Here is a 16,038-nt window from a genome sequence, read left to right as displayed (position 1 = left end):
TCTCGCAAGAGACATAGTTGACATCAAAGCTACCAGAATTTTATTGTTATTTAACTCTTTTAATACGTAACAGCTATGCACTTTATCTTCATCTGTAAGTATAAAGTTTGTGATATTAATACTCACAGTAGGCTTTAATTCATCATAAAAAGCCCCTCTATTTAAACTAGAACTATAATTATAAGCCCAGTAATACAAAGCTCTTTTTATAAAATCTTCATTTCCTCTGGCTTGTATTTCTATTAAAACAGTTATACCTGTTTCTGTAGTAGCTTTGATGTCAACTATAGACTCTTTTTCGTCATAGTTATCCGCTATGTTAAATGGATTAAGTATTTCTATTTTCTTGAAAGTTTCAAAGTTTAAATCTTTAAATACGGCATTAATAAAGTTTAAAGCTATATTTTCATTACCAGTATGTGAAAATAAATAGCGTATAAAATAATCATTAATTCTATTTAAATTTTCAATGGTAACAGGTTCATTTAATATTTGTTTTAATCTATCCAAATCTTTCATAGTATTATTATACAAAAAATCATTATAAAAGTAAAGTTTGTAGAATTTATATATTTTTTATAAAAATTTAATTATTATAGGAGCTATAAAAGAAAAAATAAATGAGTAGATACCATAAATATAAATGAAACTATATATTTTATTATTTCCAATCACTGCCTCATTTATATTAATATTATTTTTAAATATCTTTATTATAGACTTTATATTTTGTATTATAATATATACTAAATTAACAGCTATTATTATATTAAGGACAGCAATAGAAATGTAATTTATTTTAACTTCAGAAATAATTACTCTGTATATACTTGTCCCTAATACTAATATATTAAATAATAATGCTAGTATAGGAAATATTATATATATTGCTTTTGTTATTACTCCAGCTTTATAATCAGCTCTTATAAAGTATAAAGTAAAAACAGATAAAATTAATAATACATTATAAATTATAAAAGACTTGGTATTGTAAAAAGGTCTTATTGGTTCATATAGCAATGCAAAAAATAAAGCAAATATTAAAAATGAATATAAAAATAATAATCCGCGTGAAATATATATTGATAAAACAGTTTTAAATCTCTTTTGCACAAAGAAAAATATAAAAGGTATTATAGAAAAAACAAATACAATAGACATAAAAATAAGTTTTTCAATTAACGGTTCTAAATCAGATGCTATATCAGTTCTAAAAATAAATTTATTATATAAAAAAACAATAAATACCCAAAATACAAATGCAATAATTGCAGCTATTGTAGAAAATACAATTATATCTCCTAGCTTAGTAAAACTATTATATGTATTATTCTTAAAATTGTTATCAGCTAAAAGTATTATAATAAAAAACATTATATAAGATAATATGCTTTTATTAATCATTATATTAGACATAAAAAATTTAAGCATATCAGGTATTGAATCTTTTAATGGTGCTGAAGTAAATATGCTAAGCAAAAATACAAGTAAAAATGATAAAAATGTTATTAGTATTGTTCTTTTATTAACATTTTCAAAATTACTGTTTATACTAAATAAAAATGAACAGCAGAAAAAGTAAAAAACTTGAAAATAAAAACTATTAAAAATCATATTGTAAATTAATTTTTCAGTATCGTATTCAGTATCAAAGAATAATATATATACATTCGCAGGAATAGAAGAAATTATCATTAATATAAATACTAATATGAAATATATTATTTTTTTGCTGCTTAAATTCATTAACTTATTTTCAGACATTTTTCATAACCTTTATTATTTTTTTATTAATAATTGACAATTGATTATAATCTATAATTATAAATTGTAAAGTATTTATGTGCTTGAGATTTTTGAATATAGATAATATATAAAAATTTAATAATCAAAAAAATTATTCATATCATTGAAAATTTCTCTCATACTTCCTCTTAAAATTTTAGCATTAGGAAGTGATTGAATAAATTGAGTACCGTAAGTTTTTGTGTAAAGTCTTTTATCAAGAACAAATACAACACCTCTGTCATCTTTGCTTCTTATAAGGCGTCCGAATCCCTGTTTGAACTTTATAACAGCAAAAGGCAAAGCATAATCTAAAAATGCATTTCCTCCATTTTCTTCAATATATCTGTATCTTCCTTCGCTTATAGGATCAGTAGGTACAGCAAAAGGAAGTTTTGGTATAATAACTACTTCTAAATTTTTACCTGCTACATCAACTCCCTCCCAGAAAGAATCTACTCCGTATAGTACATTATTGGAAGATGCTTTAAACATATCAAGTAAAGTATGTCTATGTACAGAAGCAGTCTGAGCCAAAGCATTTATATTTTTAGATTTTAATTTTTCAGCTGTGTTTTCATATACATTTACAAGAGAGGCAAAAGATGTGAATAATATAAAAGCCCTTCCTCCTGTGATATTACATACATCTAATAATACCTTTGAGGTGAAATCATTAAAAGTATCAGAAGCCACATCAGGCATATCAGTTGCAATATAGAGTCTTGCATTATCTTCATAATTGAATGGAGATTCTAAATATATTTCTATTTTTTTATTTTTTTCTATATAATCAAAACCTAATCTGTTTGAAAAGAAATTAAAACTCTTAGAAACAGTTAAAGTAGCTGAGTACATTGCCACAGTATCAAATCTTGAATATAGAAAATCATTTAAATTCTTTGCTACTGTTACAGGTGTTAAATGCCAATTAAGAATAAGATTTCCTTTTTTTGTGAGTCTTGTCTCTACCCATCTTATATATTCATCTTTTTTATAATCTATTACAGAGTTTAATGATACTAATTGTCTTTTAAGTCTCTCCAAATAAGCATTAGACATTTGAGCAATTTCTTCATAATCAAAATCTTTTTCAATAGCAATATCAAAAAACTTTTTATATAATTTATCGCATATATTCACAAGGGAAGTCATTGAAAGCACCATTTCTCTAAGAGGCTTTAATCCGTCATTTTTCCAATGATTAGTGCTTACAAGCTCTGGGCTTATTCTGAATTTATATCCTAGCCCCTCTTTAGTCTGTATATTTTTATGACAGTAATTTATAAACTCTTTTGATTTATCTTCAGCAACATTTCTAACCCTTGAAGTTAAATCATGTGCTTTGTTTATTAAATCAAGTATTTCATCGTATTCATGCTTTTCAATTAATGCTTTTTTTTCATTGAGCATATTGTTAATACTTTCTATAACGCCAAGTCTTTTATTTTTCTTTATCCTTGAAATATAGAAAAGTGCCTTTAATATTCCGTTTTTACTTCCTTCATCACCGAAGTAACTTGAAGCGGAGTTTTCAAAATTATGTGCTTCATCGATTAAAACTTTTGTATATCTTGGAAGAAGACTATATCGTCCAGCAGTTTCAGCGTATAAAGATAAATCTGCACAAAGTATATGATGATTAACTATTAGTAACTGAGCTGCATTTAACTGCTTACGCATTTTATAGAAGTAGCAATCTTCTAAATATTCGCATTTTCTATGAGTGCAGGTATCTGTATCGCAGCAAACCATTTCCCATAATTCGCCTTTAGGTTTGTATCCTAAATCTGTTATAGAACCATCTTTAGTTATATTGAGCCAATGATCTATATCTTCAAAGAAATTTATCTGCTCTTCAAAATCTAGCTTATCAGTATCATTCAAAGCATCTTTTACTTTTTTGATGCATACATAATTATTTCTGCCCTTAACCAAAGCATATTTCACATTCGGAGCAATTCCCCCTATAATAGAAGGTATATCCTTTGAAATAATCTGCTCCTGTAAATTTATAGTGTTTGTAGAAATAACTATTCTTGTTTTATTTTCTTTTAGCCATAGTAAAGCAGGTATTAAATATGCAAAAGATTTTCCTATTCCAGTGCCTGCTTCCGATATTAAATGTTTATTATTATTAAATGCTTCTATAGTGGCTTCAACTAATTCAGTCTGTTCCTGTCTGTATTCGTACTTTTTTAATAATTGACTTAAAAGCCCATTTTCTGTAAACATATATAAAGCATCTGGAGCATCTATAGTTTTAACATTTTCTGCTTTTATAGGCTTTACAACTTCATAATAATCATCAACATCATTATTAACTATATAAAAACCTACTCCTGCATTATTTCCAAGTTCGCTTGCTATTGCTAAATCTGCTCTTGATGGTGTAAGCTGTCCAGATGGGTGATTATGAATTACAGCATCAAATTCTAATGATAATGATATTATAGCAGGTACAGAATCTTTATTTCCCCTTGCCATAACCTCTATATAGTCAAGTATTCCATAAGCATTAAAATTTATTCCAAAATATACTTCATTACCATAGGCATCTACTATTGCCTTTCTCATATAATTAATTGCATCTATGGAAAATACATTATCTATTTCTTTTGCATAATTATTATTCATATTAGTATAATAATATAGTATATATCGAAATCTTTGTCAATTATTAATTTTATATTTAAAAAATGGAAAAAATAAATAATTAGAAGATTCTAACTTTTATATAAAAACACTGTAATTTTGATTTGTAATATTTAGCTATTCATTGTATAATATATTCATTAAAATTTGAAAACAAATTAAAGAGGAAAATTACAAATATGGCTGCAGAAAAAACATATAGCTCGAAAAATATTCAAGTTTTAGAAGGATTAGACCCTGTTAGGAAGCGTCCTGGTATGTATATAGGCTCTACAGGTGCTCAAGGTTTGCATCACTTAGTATATGAGGTTGTAGACAATAGTATAGATGAAGCTATGGCAGGATATTGTAAGAATATAACTGTTACTATAGAAAAAGACAATATAATAAAAGTAGAAGATGATGGAAGAGGCATACCTGTTGACATGCATCCTAAACTAAAGATTTCCGCTTTGGAAGTTGTTATGACTAAATTACATGCCGGCGGTAAATTCGATAATGAAACATATAAAGTATCAGGAGGTTTGCATGGTGTAGGTGTATCTGTAGTTAATGCTTTAAGTACAGAGCTTATTGCTGAAGTTAGAAAAGACGGCAAATTATACAGACAAGTATATCATAGAGGAGTTCCGGAAGAGCCTGTAAAAGAAGTAGGAACAAGCACAAAAAATGGAACTACTGTAACATTTAAAGCTGATGCTGATATATTTGAAACTACAATATATGACTATAAGATTCTTGCAAATAGATTAAGAGAATTAGCTTTCTTAAATAGAGGCATAAGGATAACACTTACAGATAAAAGAGAATCTGAAACTGTAAGCAATGAATTCTACTATGAGGGAGGTATAGAGATGTTTATTACCCACCTTAATGAGAATAAAAAAGCATTGCATGACAAGCCTATTTATCTTCATAAAACTGAGGATAAAACTGATGTAGAAGTAGCTATGCAGTATGTTGATGCTTATAATGAAAATATATTTACATACTGTAATAATATTAATACAACAGAGGGCGGTACTCATTTAGTGGGATTTAGAACTGCTTTAACAAGAGTTTATACTGATTTTGCCAAAAAGCTTGAATTAGATAAAAAGAACAAAATAACATTTATGGGTGAAGATACAAGAGAAGGGCTTGTTGCTGTAGTATCTGTAAAAATACCTAATCCTCAGTTTGAAGGACAGACAAAAACTAAATTAGGTAATACAGAAGTTCGTGCTGTAACTGAAAAACTTGTAGTGGAAGGTTTAAATGACTATTTTTCACAAAACCCAAAAGTTATAAAGGCTATATTAGAAAAAATCATATCTGCTGCACAGGCTAGAGAAGCTGCAAGAAAGGCAAGAGATTTAGCTAGAAGAAAAAATGCATTAGAAAGCGATTCTTTACCGGGAAAATTGGCTGACTGTTCAGAGCAGGAAGTTGATAAATGCGAAGTATATCTTGTAGAGGGAGACTCTGCAGGCGGTACTGCTAAAGGAGGAAGGGACAGACATTTCCAAGCTATTTTACCGCTTAGAGGTAAAGTTTTGAATGTAGAAAAAGCTAGACTTGATAAAATTATAGATAATGAGAGTTTGAAGCCTATAATAGCGGCATTGGGATGCGGGGTTGGTTCTTCATTTGATATATCAAAGATAAGATATGGAAGAGTTATTATAATGGCTGATGCTGATATTGACGGCTCTCATATAAGAACTTTGCTTTTAACATTCTTCTTTAGATATATGCGTCCTTTAATAGATTTAGGTCATATATTTATAGCTGTTCCTCCATTGTATAAAATAAGTTTTGACAAGAAAAATTTTGTATATGCTTATTCTGATGAGCAAAGAGATAAAATTTTATCTGAAAATAAAGACAGAAAATATGATATACAAAGATATAAAGGTTTAGGTGAAATGAATGCTGACCAATTATGGGAAACTACTATGAATCCGGAAACAAGACTTATGTATCAGGTATTAACGGAAGATGCAGAAAAAGCAGATCAATTATTCTCTATGCTTATGGGTGATGAAGTTAAACCTAGAAGAGATTTTATTGAATCTAATGCGAGATATGTTAAAAATTTAGATGTTTAATTACATATTTGTAAATATCTCTATTTCAAATGTATTTTAATTATATATTTAAAAAAAGGAGAAATTATGGATAATAAATATGACTTAATTATAGTAGGAGGCGGTCCGGGAGGAATTGCTGCTTCTGTTGAGGCTTCTATATTAGAAATAAAAAAAGTTCTTTTAATAGAAAAAGGCGATAATCACTCCACAACTATCAGAAAATTTTATAAAGATGATAAGAGAGTTGATAAAGATTATAAGGGTGAGGCTTTAGATTTAAAGGGAAACATAAAATTTGAAACTGCAACAAAAGGCGATGTATTAGACTTATTCAGCGAATGTTTATTCGGAAACTATATAGAGGCTATGTTTAATACTGAAGTTGAATCTATTCATAAAAATGGAGAATATTTAGAAGTAAACACTTCTGATAATAAAAAATATACAGCAAAATATGTTGTAGCTTCTATTGGTAAAATGGGCAGACCGAATAAACCTGATTATCCTATACCGGCTAGTCTTAATGCTGTAGTAAATTTTAATATTTATAAATGCAAAGAAAATGAAAAAGTTTTGGTTGTAGGAGGAGGAAATTCAGCTGTTGAATACGCTTATTTGTTAGGAAAAGACAATAATGTTACAATTAATTATAGAAAAGCTGAATTCACAAGACCAAATGAAAAGAATTTGGAAACTATTAAAGAAGATATAGAAAGCGGAAAGGTAAAAGCAAAACTTGGAATTGATATAACTTCAATAGAAGATAAAGAAGGAAAAGTATTAGTACATTATACTGATGGTACAGAAGATACTTATGACAGAGTAATATATGCATTAGGAGGTGTTGCTCCTGTAGACTTCTTAAAAAGATGCAATATAGAATTAGATGAGTTTGGAGTACCTAAAGTTAATGAAAATCATGAAAGCTCAATTAAAAATTTATTTATAGCAGGGGATATACTATACAAATCAGGCGGATCTATTGCTAAAGCATTAAATGCAGGATTTGATATAGTTAAATATATACATGAATTAATAAAGAATTCTTAATAATCAGGAGTTAATTATGTTAAAAGTATTGGTAGTTTGTGCAAATGGAACAGGCACTAGTTTAATGATGAAAGAAAAAGCCCAAATGGCTTTGATAAAATTAGGAGTAGATAATTTATCAATTGATCATTGCGATATGAATCATTGTAAAACAGGCGATTATGATTTAATTTTCTGCCCTAATAATTTTATTGATGATTTCAAACATACAGAACAAAATGGCACTAAAGTAATAGGAATAAAAAATATATTATCTGAAGAAGAGTTTAAACAAAAACTTGAAGCTTCAGGATATTTAGATGAATTAAAACATAAATAATTATTAATTTGCTGCATAATTCAAAATAATTGTATTATGCAGCAGTATATTATTTTTCTATATAATAGAATTCATTTGAAGGTATTCTATTCCCTATTAATTTCTTATCAAAATTGTATAAAAAATTATAATAACTATTCAAAGCAAATTTCATTTTTTCACCGCTGTAAAAAGTAAGTCCCATTCTATTCATACCATAAACAGCAGCTTCAGCATTAATTATCATAGATGAATCTTTTATCAGAGTTTCTATTTCATTTTTATTATTTATTATATAATCAGTAGATTTTTTATATTCTTTAAGCACTTCATTAACTAATGGCATATTATGATTAATAAAAGTATTTTTCGCTATAAGAACTGCCACAGGATAATTCTCAATATATTTAGACATCTCAACAACTATATGCACATCTTTATTTTCAAGCATAGCAGAAGACACAAAAGGTTCAGGCAATATTGCAATATCTGCATTTTTTGAGGCAACTGCTTTTGCTAAATCAGGATTACTTAAAGAATAATTAATATTAACTTTAGGCAAATTTTCTTTTGATATTAAATACTGAAGCATCAAATCTGGTGCTGCCAATTTAGTACCGCAGTATACAGTTTTATTTTTTATATCATTTATAGTCTGTATTTTTTCATTCGCTGATACTATAAAAAGCTGAGTTTCTGATATTACAGCAATAACTTTATAATCTAATTGTCTGTTAAAAATTATAGCTGCCATATTAGCAGGAATTGCCGCTATATCAGCCTCCCCTTTAACTATTAATGAAAGCATATTATTAGGAGCATTTACAAAGTGAATATTTACTCCCTTATAATCTTTAAGCATTTTTAGACCGCCTATTCCTGTAGGACCGCTAAGAAGATACATTTCCTGAGTATAAAGACTGCTTATAAAAATAAAAAGTATTATGAATATTAATTTTATATTTTTCATTTTATTTTCCTATTTCTAAATTTTATGAATATAGTTTCTTTGATACTATATAATCATAAACTTTTTCTGTTACAAAATATCTGAATCCTTTTTTTTCTTTTATTCTATTTCTAATAAGACTTGATGATATATCTATACGAGGAGCCATTATAATTTTAATCTTATATTTATCAATATTTTCTTTATATAGATTTTCATCGTCTTCCCTATTCACAACAATTATATCTGATATATCAGCAATTCTTTCAGGTTCTCTCCATTTATCAAAATCTTTTACCAAATCAGCACCTATTATAAGTCCGATTTTTCCTTCGATATCATAATTTTTATATAGATAATTCAATGTATTTATAGTATATGAAACTCCTTCATTACGAAGTTCATATTCATCTAATAAAAATCTTTCATCATTTAGTATTGAAAGTTTAAGCATATTGAGTCTGTCTTCATTTGATGCCTCGCCGCTTATATTTTTATGCGGAGGAATTTTTGCCGGTATAAAAATGACTTTATTATAATTGCAGTTAGTTATAACAGTATCAGCCAATATTAAATGCCCTAAGTGAGGAGGATCAAAAGTACCGCCTAGAATAGCTATTCTCATAATTTATAAAACCTATATTTAATTTTGTCATACATTTTAATATTTAGCTTAATAATTTGCAATAATAATTTATGATAGATTAATAATTATTAAAATAGGCTTAATTTAATATTAATCATCTGGGTATAAAAGTTTATAATCTTTTTTCTTTCCAGCCTGAACATAATCTTCAGGAATTACTTTCCAATTATTAAGTTTTTCAACTGTGATAGCTCCATTTTGTTCTTCAAACCAATTTATTATGTAGTACCTTAAATCTTTATCTGTAGATTTTAATACCAAATCCATATTCTGTAATGTTTTTAAATCTATTGCTGCACCTTGAGTAAGATGTCCGCCGCCGCCGCTTCCTCTATAAGAATTAATAGCAACTTTATATTCTTTATCTAATTCAAAAGGTCTTCCATCAGAAAAAGACTCTATAATAACTTTATCACCATTAGCTCTAGTTACATCAACAGTATAATTTAATCCTGCCGCACTCTCATAGTTATATGAAGGTGTTATTGTATCATAAGAATTATATCTGTTATTAAATATTAATTGTCCATTAGAATCTTTCTTGAAAGCTATTAAATGATCGTTAATATCATTCATAGTATTAAACCATCTTCCATAAGAATATTCCATAATATCTTTAATCTGTTTTCCTGTCAATTTCATAACATAAAAGAAATTTTCATAAGGATACAAACTAAACATATCTTTTACTTTTATTATACCATTATTCAAAACGGCATCTTTACTTAAAGGAGCCGCAAAAGATATATCTGCCTTTTCTCCAAGTTCTTTTTCAGCTATTGTAAACTGTAATTGATGTATTAGGCTCAAGAAATAGCTATCTCCAAATATAGCCTCATCTGAAACTAATTTAGTATTTAAATTACCTATATCTCTGCTTACCCATTCTTCTATATTGGCTCTTGCATCAGCAAACTTTTCCAAAAATTCCTTATCTGCTTCAAACTGAGAAGGATCTAATAAATCACCATTAAACTTTATATCCCAAGTTTTATTATCTTTATTATAAATCATAGAAACATCAATAGAAGCTATATATCTAGCCGAATTAACACCGCCGTATATCGGAACTATTTTTCCGCTAGGACTTTTAACCTCTTTAGTTTTTTGCTTTGAAGTTTCATCATAACCTAATCCAGACCAGCCTTGATGATCATGTCCTACAAGTATAATATCAAAACCATCAACCTGCTCAGCTACTAATTGACTAGCATTTTCATTTTTGTAAGTCTCTTTATCATCTGTATGATTGGCTCCTGCATGAAAAAGTCCTATAATCATATCCGGATTTTCTTTATCTTTGATAATTTTAATCCACTTTTTAGCAGATTCTACCATATCCTCAGAGGCTAATCCTTCGTATAAAACTTTTGGTAATTGTCTATCTATTGCCGGCTCTGTAAGTCCAAGAACCGCAATTTTTATTGCGTTTTTTTCCACTATAGTATAAGGTTTAAAATAAGGCTCTTTACTCTTTTCATCTACTAAATTAGCCGCTACCAAAGGAGCTTTTAATTCCTTTACAAATTTATCATAAACACTATGCCCAGCCTCAACATCATGATTTCCAACTCCGATAACATCATAATTCATATAGTTTAAAACCTCAGACCATATATGCGGTTCATTAGTAGCTACAAAATTATAATAATAAACTGTAGGCTGCCCCTGTAAAGAATCTCCATTTTCTAATAATAAAATAGTTCTGCCTTCATTTTGTAACTGTTTCAAATATGAAGATACATGAGCCATAGAAGTAGTTTCTTCCTCATCGGTAATAAAATTATATGGAAAAATCATCCCATGAATATCTGTTGTTTCAACTATAGTAAAATTAACTTCACCTTCAGGATAAACTCTATCTTTATTAGTATTACATGATACAGATGCGAGTAATGTTGATAAAAAAATACTCATTATTATATAGCTCCTTCTCATATATTTCCCCAATATTTAGTTTATCTATTAATTATAACATAGATAGAATAAAATATATATAATTATTCAATTTTTAAAACTTTTTTTACTACATCAATATTGGCTAATATAAAATTAATAGAGTTAAATATATAATATAATGTAAATACAATAAGAACTAGAAGAAATCCTCTTTTAAATATAGTTCTTCCTTTACTGTCTTTATCTTCAGTCCAAAATAAATCTATAATGTCTTTCTTTTTCTTTTTATTTGAGGATTTATTTTTCTTATTATCTTTATTTTTTTCTTCTTGTTTTTTAGGAATCAGCCTAAAAATTAAAGATATTATAATATATATAATACATGCAAATATAACGAAATTGAATATCAAATAAAAAGTCATTATTTGTTCTATATCATTCAAATTTAAATTTTCCACTTTTATCTCCTTGATTATAATTTTTCAAAAATAACAAGCTATAGTCTGCTTATTTAGTAAATCTGTATATTCTGCCCTCCAATAATTTCTGGATATTTTACATTTTCCAACTCGCTATACAATAGACTTGTTTCAAAACTCAACTTCTTAATATTTATAGTTTTTCAATTTAATATTTTTTTTATTATAATTGGGGCTTTGCCCCAAACCCCACTTCTTTTGGTGCCCCAAAGAAGCAAAAGGACTGCATATTTATATATTAAAATAACAATTTATACAACATGTAAAACATGATTTTTATAATTTATAAATTACAAAATTTTATATATAATCTTGTCAAGTAGTTTTAAAACAAGTCTAATATTTTTTATAATTTTATTTAATTTTCTAATTTGCTCTTTAGTTGTTTTTTCATTAAAAAGAATATAATGTTTCAAAATAATATTTCCAAAATAATTATTTTATACTTTTATAATATAATTATTTTGTATTTTGTAAAATATAATATTATGTTATAATATAATATTATGTTATAATTTACAAACTTTAATTGTATATGTTTTAACTTAAAATATTATTTAGGAGAGAATATAAAATATGAGTAATGAAAATAAATTAAACACTCTAATAGAAAGAAAAGATGTAAAAATAGAAGATACTTGGGATTTGACTTTATTATATAAAAATGATGATGAGTTTGAAAAAGACTTTAAACTAATGGAAGATTTTTCAAAAGAAGCTGTAAAGTTCAAAGGAAATCTTTCAAAATCAGCCGCTGAATTAAAAAATATATTAGACTCTATAATGAATGCTTCTATTATATTAGATAAATTAGGGTCCTATGCTTTCTTAAAACAAACAGAAGATTTAACCAATAATGATTCTAATGTGAAAGTGGCTAGATTTGCAAAACTCTCTTCAGAGATTTCCTCCAATTTAAGTTATTTTGATCCTGAATTAATGAGCATAGATGATGAAAAGATGAATAGCTTTTTGAAAGATGAAGTATTAAAAGATTATTTAATATACTTAAGAAATATATTAAAATACAAGCCTCATACATTATCAGAAAAAGAAGAGAGAATACTAGCATTGCAGGGTGAATTAGCTTCAACAGCTTCAAATGTTTTTGATACTTTAAATGATGCTGATTTGAATTTCGGTGAATTAGAACATAACGGAGAAAAAACACCATTAACACATGCAACATTCTCTAGTTTCCAAGAAAGCCAAGACAGAGAAATAAGAAAAAATAGTTATAATCAATTTTATAAAGAATATGATAAACATAAAAATACTTTAGCAGAACTTTATGCAAGCCAAATCAAACAGGATATATTTGATGCCAAAATAAGAAACTATAACAGTGTTCGTGAAATGGAATTATTTGCTGATGATATACCTGTAAGCGTTTATGATAGTTTGATTGAAAGTGTGCATAATGCTTTGCCTGCAGTTCATAGCTATTACAAATACTGTGCAGATAAATTAGGTATTACTGATTTCAGACAGTATGATAAATATGCCCCTATTGTTAAAGATGTTAAAATACATCATACATTTGATGAGGCTATAGAAGTTTTAAATAAAGCATTATCTCCTTTAGGCGAAGAATATGTATCAACTCTTACAAAAGGTCTTAATTCAAGATGGGTGGATAAATACGAAAATAAAGGTAAATCAAGCGGTGCATTCTCAGCAGGATGCTATACATCAGAACCTTATATATTAATGAATTTCAGAGAGGAAAGTATTGAGTCGGTATTTACATTGGCTCATGAAGCTGGACATAGTATGCATAGCTATTACAGCAGAAAAAATAATCCTTTTCAGCATCATGATTACAGTATATTTGAAGCAGAAGTTGCCTCTACTTTTAATGAAAAACTTTTATTCAATTATTTTATGCAAAATGAAAGTAAGAAAGAAGTTAAGGCATTTTTACTAAATAAAGACATAAATGGATTTGTTGCTACGGTATTCAGACAGACTATGTTTGCAGAGTTTGAGCATATTATTCATAAAGAAGCTGAAGAAGGAAATCCTACAACATTAGAACTTATAAGAACAGTTTATAAAGATTTGCTTAAAAAATATTTTGGGGATAATGCTGTACTTGAAGAGACAAGTGATTTAGAGGCTTTGAGAATACCTCATTTCTACAGATCATTCTATGTTTATAAATATGCTACGGGTATGTCAGCTGCTGTTGCTTTATCCAATGGAGTGCTTGAAGGAAATGCTAAAAATGATTATACAAACAGAGATAATTATTTGAAATTCTTAAAAAGCGGAGGAAGCAGAACTCCTATAGAGAATCTAAAAGTTGCAGGAGTTGATATGACTAAACCTAAAGTAGTAGAAAGTGCTTTGAAATTATTTGCAAAAGAGGTTGAAGAATTAAAAGAATTAAATTGATTTTAATAAAAATAATAAAATATGAGTTTTACTAAAGTTTATTTAGATATACTGAAAGAAATTAATAATAATCCAATATCTATAAATACATTAGTAGAAAAATATACAATTACTTCTAGAGCAATAAGGTATTATATTGATAATATAAATAATCATTTAAAAAAATACCGTATGCCAGAAATATATATAAAAAGCGGAAAGATATATTTTAATTTAGATTATGATGCTTTAATTTCTTTTATTGAAAAAATACCGATAAATGAGTATTTGTTATCGCAAGATGAAAGAAAAAAATATATTTTATTTAATTTTCTTTTTAAAGAAAATATCACTATATCAAAGTTGGAAAAAAATATTGGTGTTAGCAGAACCACTATAAAGAATGATATCAATGATTTAAAAGAATATATTAATAACTTTGAACTTTATTTTTATTTAGAAAATAATAAAATAAGATTAGGAGGTAATGAAAAGAAATTAAGGCATTTAAAATTTTTAAACATGATTAAATATATTAATCTGGAATCAAATAAAATAAATTATATAAATTCCGTATACCCGAATGAAAAAATGGAATTATTAATATTAAAAGAATATGTTAATCAAGCTGATATAAATATTATATACAAAATCATAATTGAAGTAGAAAAAAAGTTAAAATCAAAATTTTCTGATAAATTTAAAAATATAATGTCTATATATTTAATAGCAACTTTAGAGAGAATAAATAATAATCACATAATAAAGAAAAAAAATAATGCAGCTTTTCTAATTAAACTTCCAGAATATAAAAAAATAAAAATAGTTCTTAATAATTTTTTGTTTCAACATAATAATAAAAATTACAAATATGAAATGCTTCATTTAACAGAATATTTTTTAAGTGAATATTATAATGAACATTTTTATGAAAATAAAATAATTTCAGAAAAGTTTATATTAAAAATTTTGGAGGATATGAATATAGAAATAGAAGATGAGTTAGTAGAAGAGATTAGTAAATATCTTTTACCGGCTATATATAGAATTAAAAATAATTTTTGCATAGATAAAAATTTGGATTTTTGTAATATAGATGCAAATGTATTTAATATGGTTAAAAATAGTGTAGAGAACAATATGTCATATCTCTATGAACCTTTAAGAGAAGAAGAAATTTATTATATAGCAAAGATTATAGAAAATTATACATGCAAATATGATAAAATTTCATTAAAAGAACTTATAAAAACTATATATAAAAATAATAATGATAAAAAACTTTTAATAGAAAAAATTAAAAGAAAATTTTCAAAATTTATTTATGATGACATAGTAGACAGTTCTGATTACAATATTTTAAATTTTTTAAAAAAGCAAAATATATATATTATTAAAGATAATATATATATAGATAATATTTTAAATAGCTTTTTTAATTATAAATATATCAATAAGAAAAATATTACTATTTTAAATAATACAGTAAAAGAATTCGGGCAGTATTTTTTTATAAAAGAAAAAATATTTCTTTTCAGTAACATGTATAGCAGTATAAATAATATTGATGATAAGCCTTGTATACATTTAATAGTTTCAAAAAAATCAGTTATTGTTAATGATAAAGAAGCTAATATTTTATTTTTTATAATAGTTAATAATAAAACTGAACATTTACAGATAGTATCACAGATAATGAAACTTTCAGAAGATAATAATTTTATGAAAGAAATCATAAATCAGGAAACACCTGAGAAAATTATTCTATCAATAAGAAAATATTACAGCCATACAAAAAAATTCAAAAAAAAGTGAAATATTATTTATAT

General features: G+C 26.3%; 12 protein-coding genes. 5 read left to right on the top strand and 7 right to left on the bottom strand.

Features of this window, described 5'->3' with window-relative positions:
* From BFL38_RS07640 to BFL38_RS07630, 3 genes are all read right to left on the bottom strand, one after another.
* The coding region (locus tag BFL38_RS07640; RefSeq protein ID WP_142950332.1) for an Rpn family recombination-promoting nuclease/putative transposase at positions 1–519 on the bottom strand (519 nt) is incomplete at its 3' end.
* 57 nt (positions 520–576) lie between these two features.
* Positions 577–1,764: a hypothetical protein gene (locus tag BFL38_RS07635; RefSeq protein WP_069726489.1), complete on the bottom strand. Its 1,188-nt coding sequence runs from the start codon at positions 1,762–1,764 to the stop codon at positions 577–579.
* A 117-nt stretch (positions 1,765–1,881) separates the two neighbouring features.
* Complete coding sequence (locus tag BFL38_RS07630) at positions 1,882–4,422, bottom strand: helicase C-terminal domain-containing protein (RefSeq protein ID WP_069726488.1); 2,541 nt, start codon at positions 4,420–4,422, stop codon at positions 1,882–1,884.
* 197 nt (positions 4,423–4,619) lie between these two features.
* Between BFL38_RS07630 and gyrB the strand changes: the two genes are divergently transcribed.
* From gyrB to BFL38_RS07615, 3 genes are all read left to right on the top strand, one after another.
* Positions 4,620–6,530 carry a DNA topoisomerase (ATP-hydrolyzing) subunit B gene (gene gyrB, locus BFL38_RS07625; protein ID WP_069726487.1) on the top strand — a complete coding sequence of 637 codons (1,911 nt, stop codon included), beginning with the start codon at positions 4,620–4,622 and terminating at the stop codon, positions 6,528–6,530.
* 66 nt (positions 6,531–6,596) lie between these two features.
* On the top strand, positions 6,597–7,562 hold the full coding sequence (locus BFL38_RS07620; RefSeq protein ID WP_069726486.1) for an NAD(P)-binding domain-containing protein: 966 nt from the start codon (positions 6,597–6,599) through the stop codon (positions 7,560–7,562).
* A gap of 16 nt (positions 7,563–7,578) precedes the next feature.
* Entirely contained in the window at positions 7,579–7,881 is a 303-nt protein-coding gene (locus BFL38_RS07615) for a PTS sugar transporter subunit IIB (protein WP_069726485.1), read from the top strand.
* Between the two features lie 49 nt (positions 7,882–7,930).
* Here BFL38_RS07615 and BFL38_RS07610 read toward each other — a convergent pair whose 3' ends face one another.
* The 4 genes from BFL38_RS07610 to BFL38_RS07595 form a co-directional block, all read right to left on the bottom strand.
* Positions 7,931–8,830 carry an ABC transporter substrate-binding protein gene (locus BFL38_RS07610; RefSeq protein WP_069726484.1) on the bottom strand — a complete coding sequence of 300 codons (900 nt, stop codon included), beginning with the start codon at positions 8,828–8,830 and terminating at the stop codon, positions 7,931–7,933.
* A gap of 22 nt (positions 8,831–8,852) precedes the next feature.
* The gene (gene nadD / locus BFL38_RS07605) at positions 8,853–9,434 is read right to left on the bottom strand and encodes a nicotinate (nicotinamide) nucleotide adenylyltransferase (RefSeq protein WP_069726483.1); all 582 of its coding nucleotides are present in this window, start codon (positions 9,432–9,434) and stop codon (positions 8,853–8,855) included.
* A gap of 111 nt (positions 9,435–9,545) precedes the next feature.
* Positions 9,546–11,393 (bottom strand): bifunctional metallophosphatase/5'-nucleotidase, encoded by a 1,848-nt coding sequence (locus BFL38_RS07600; protein WP_069726482.1) that lies wholly within the window; start codon positions 11,391–11,393, stop codon positions 9,546–9,548.
* Between the two features lie 62 nt (positions 11,394–11,455).
* Positions 11,456–11,812 carry a hypothetical protein gene (locus BFL38_RS07595; protein WP_069726481.1) on the bottom strand — a complete coding sequence of 119 codons (357 nt, stop codon included), beginning with the start codon at positions 11,810–11,812 and terminating at the stop codon, positions 11,456–11,458.
* A gap of 597 nt (positions 11,813–12,409) precedes the next feature.
* Here BFL38_RS07595 and pepF point away from each other — a divergent pair.
* Together pepF and BFL38_RS07585 are read left to right on the top strand one after the other, a co-directional pair.
* Entirely contained in the window at positions 12,410–14,230 is a 1,821-nt protein-coding gene (gene pepF, locus BFL38_RS07590; protein WP_069726480.1) for an oligoendopeptidase F, read from the top strand.
* 21 nt (positions 14,231–14,251) lie between these two features.
* Positions 14,252–16,024, top strand: coding sequence for an HTH domain-containing protein (locus tag BFL38_RS07585; protein WP_069726479.1), 1,773 nt, complete (start codon positions 14,252–14,254; stop codon positions 16,022–16,024).
* Positions 16,025–16,038: the final 14 nt, after the last annotated feature.

It is taken from the genome of Brachyspira hampsonii, from assembly GCF_001746205.1.
In the GTDB taxonomy this organism is placed as follows: domain Bacteria; phylum Spirochaetota; class Brachyspiria; order Brachyspirales; family Brachyspiraceae; genus Brachyspira; species Brachyspira hampsonii_B.
This window is presented reverse-complemented; position numbering and strand designations above follow the sequence as displayed.

Bases quoted from the DNA above. Each gene is read 5' to 3' on its own strand.
- BFL38_RS07635 (WP_069726489.1), bottom strand. From the start codon at position 1,764: ATGTCTGAAAATAAGTTAATGAATTTAAGCAGCAAAAAAATAATATAT.
- BFL38_RS07630 (WP_069726488.1), bottom strand. From the start codon at position 4,422: ATGAATAATAATTATGCAAAAGAAATAGATAATGTATTTTCCATAGAT.
- gyrB (WP_069726487.1), top strand. From the start codon at position 4,620: ATGGCTGCAGAAAAAACATATAGCTCGAAAAATATTCAAGTTTTAGAA.
- BFL38_RS07620 (WP_069726486.1), top strand. From the start codon at position 6,597: ATGGATAATAAATATGACTTAATTATAGTAGGAGGCGGTCCGGGAGGA.
- BFL38_RS07615 (WP_069726485.1), top strand. From the start codon at position 7,579: ATGTTAAAAGTATTGGTAGTTTGTGCAAATGGAACAGGCACTAGTTTA.
- BFL38_RS07610 (WP_069726484.1), bottom strand. From the start codon at position 8,830: ATGAAAAATATAAAATTAATATTCATAATACTTTTTATTTTTATAAGC.
- nadD (WP_069726483.1), bottom strand. From the start codon at position 9,434: ATGAGAATAGCTATTCTAGGCGGTACTTTTGATCCTCCTCACTTAGGG.
- BFL38_RS07600 (WP_069726482.1), bottom strand. From the start codon at position 11,393: ATGAGAAGGAGCTATATAATAATGAGTATTTTTTTATCAACATTACTC.
- pepF (WP_069726480.1), top strand. From the start codon at position 12,410: ATGAGTAATGAAAATAAATTAAACACTCTAATAGAAAGAAAAGATGTA.
- BFL38_RS07585 (WP_069726479.1), top strand. From the start codon at position 14,252: ATGAGTTTTACTAAAGTTTATTTAGATATACTGAAAGAAATTAATAAT.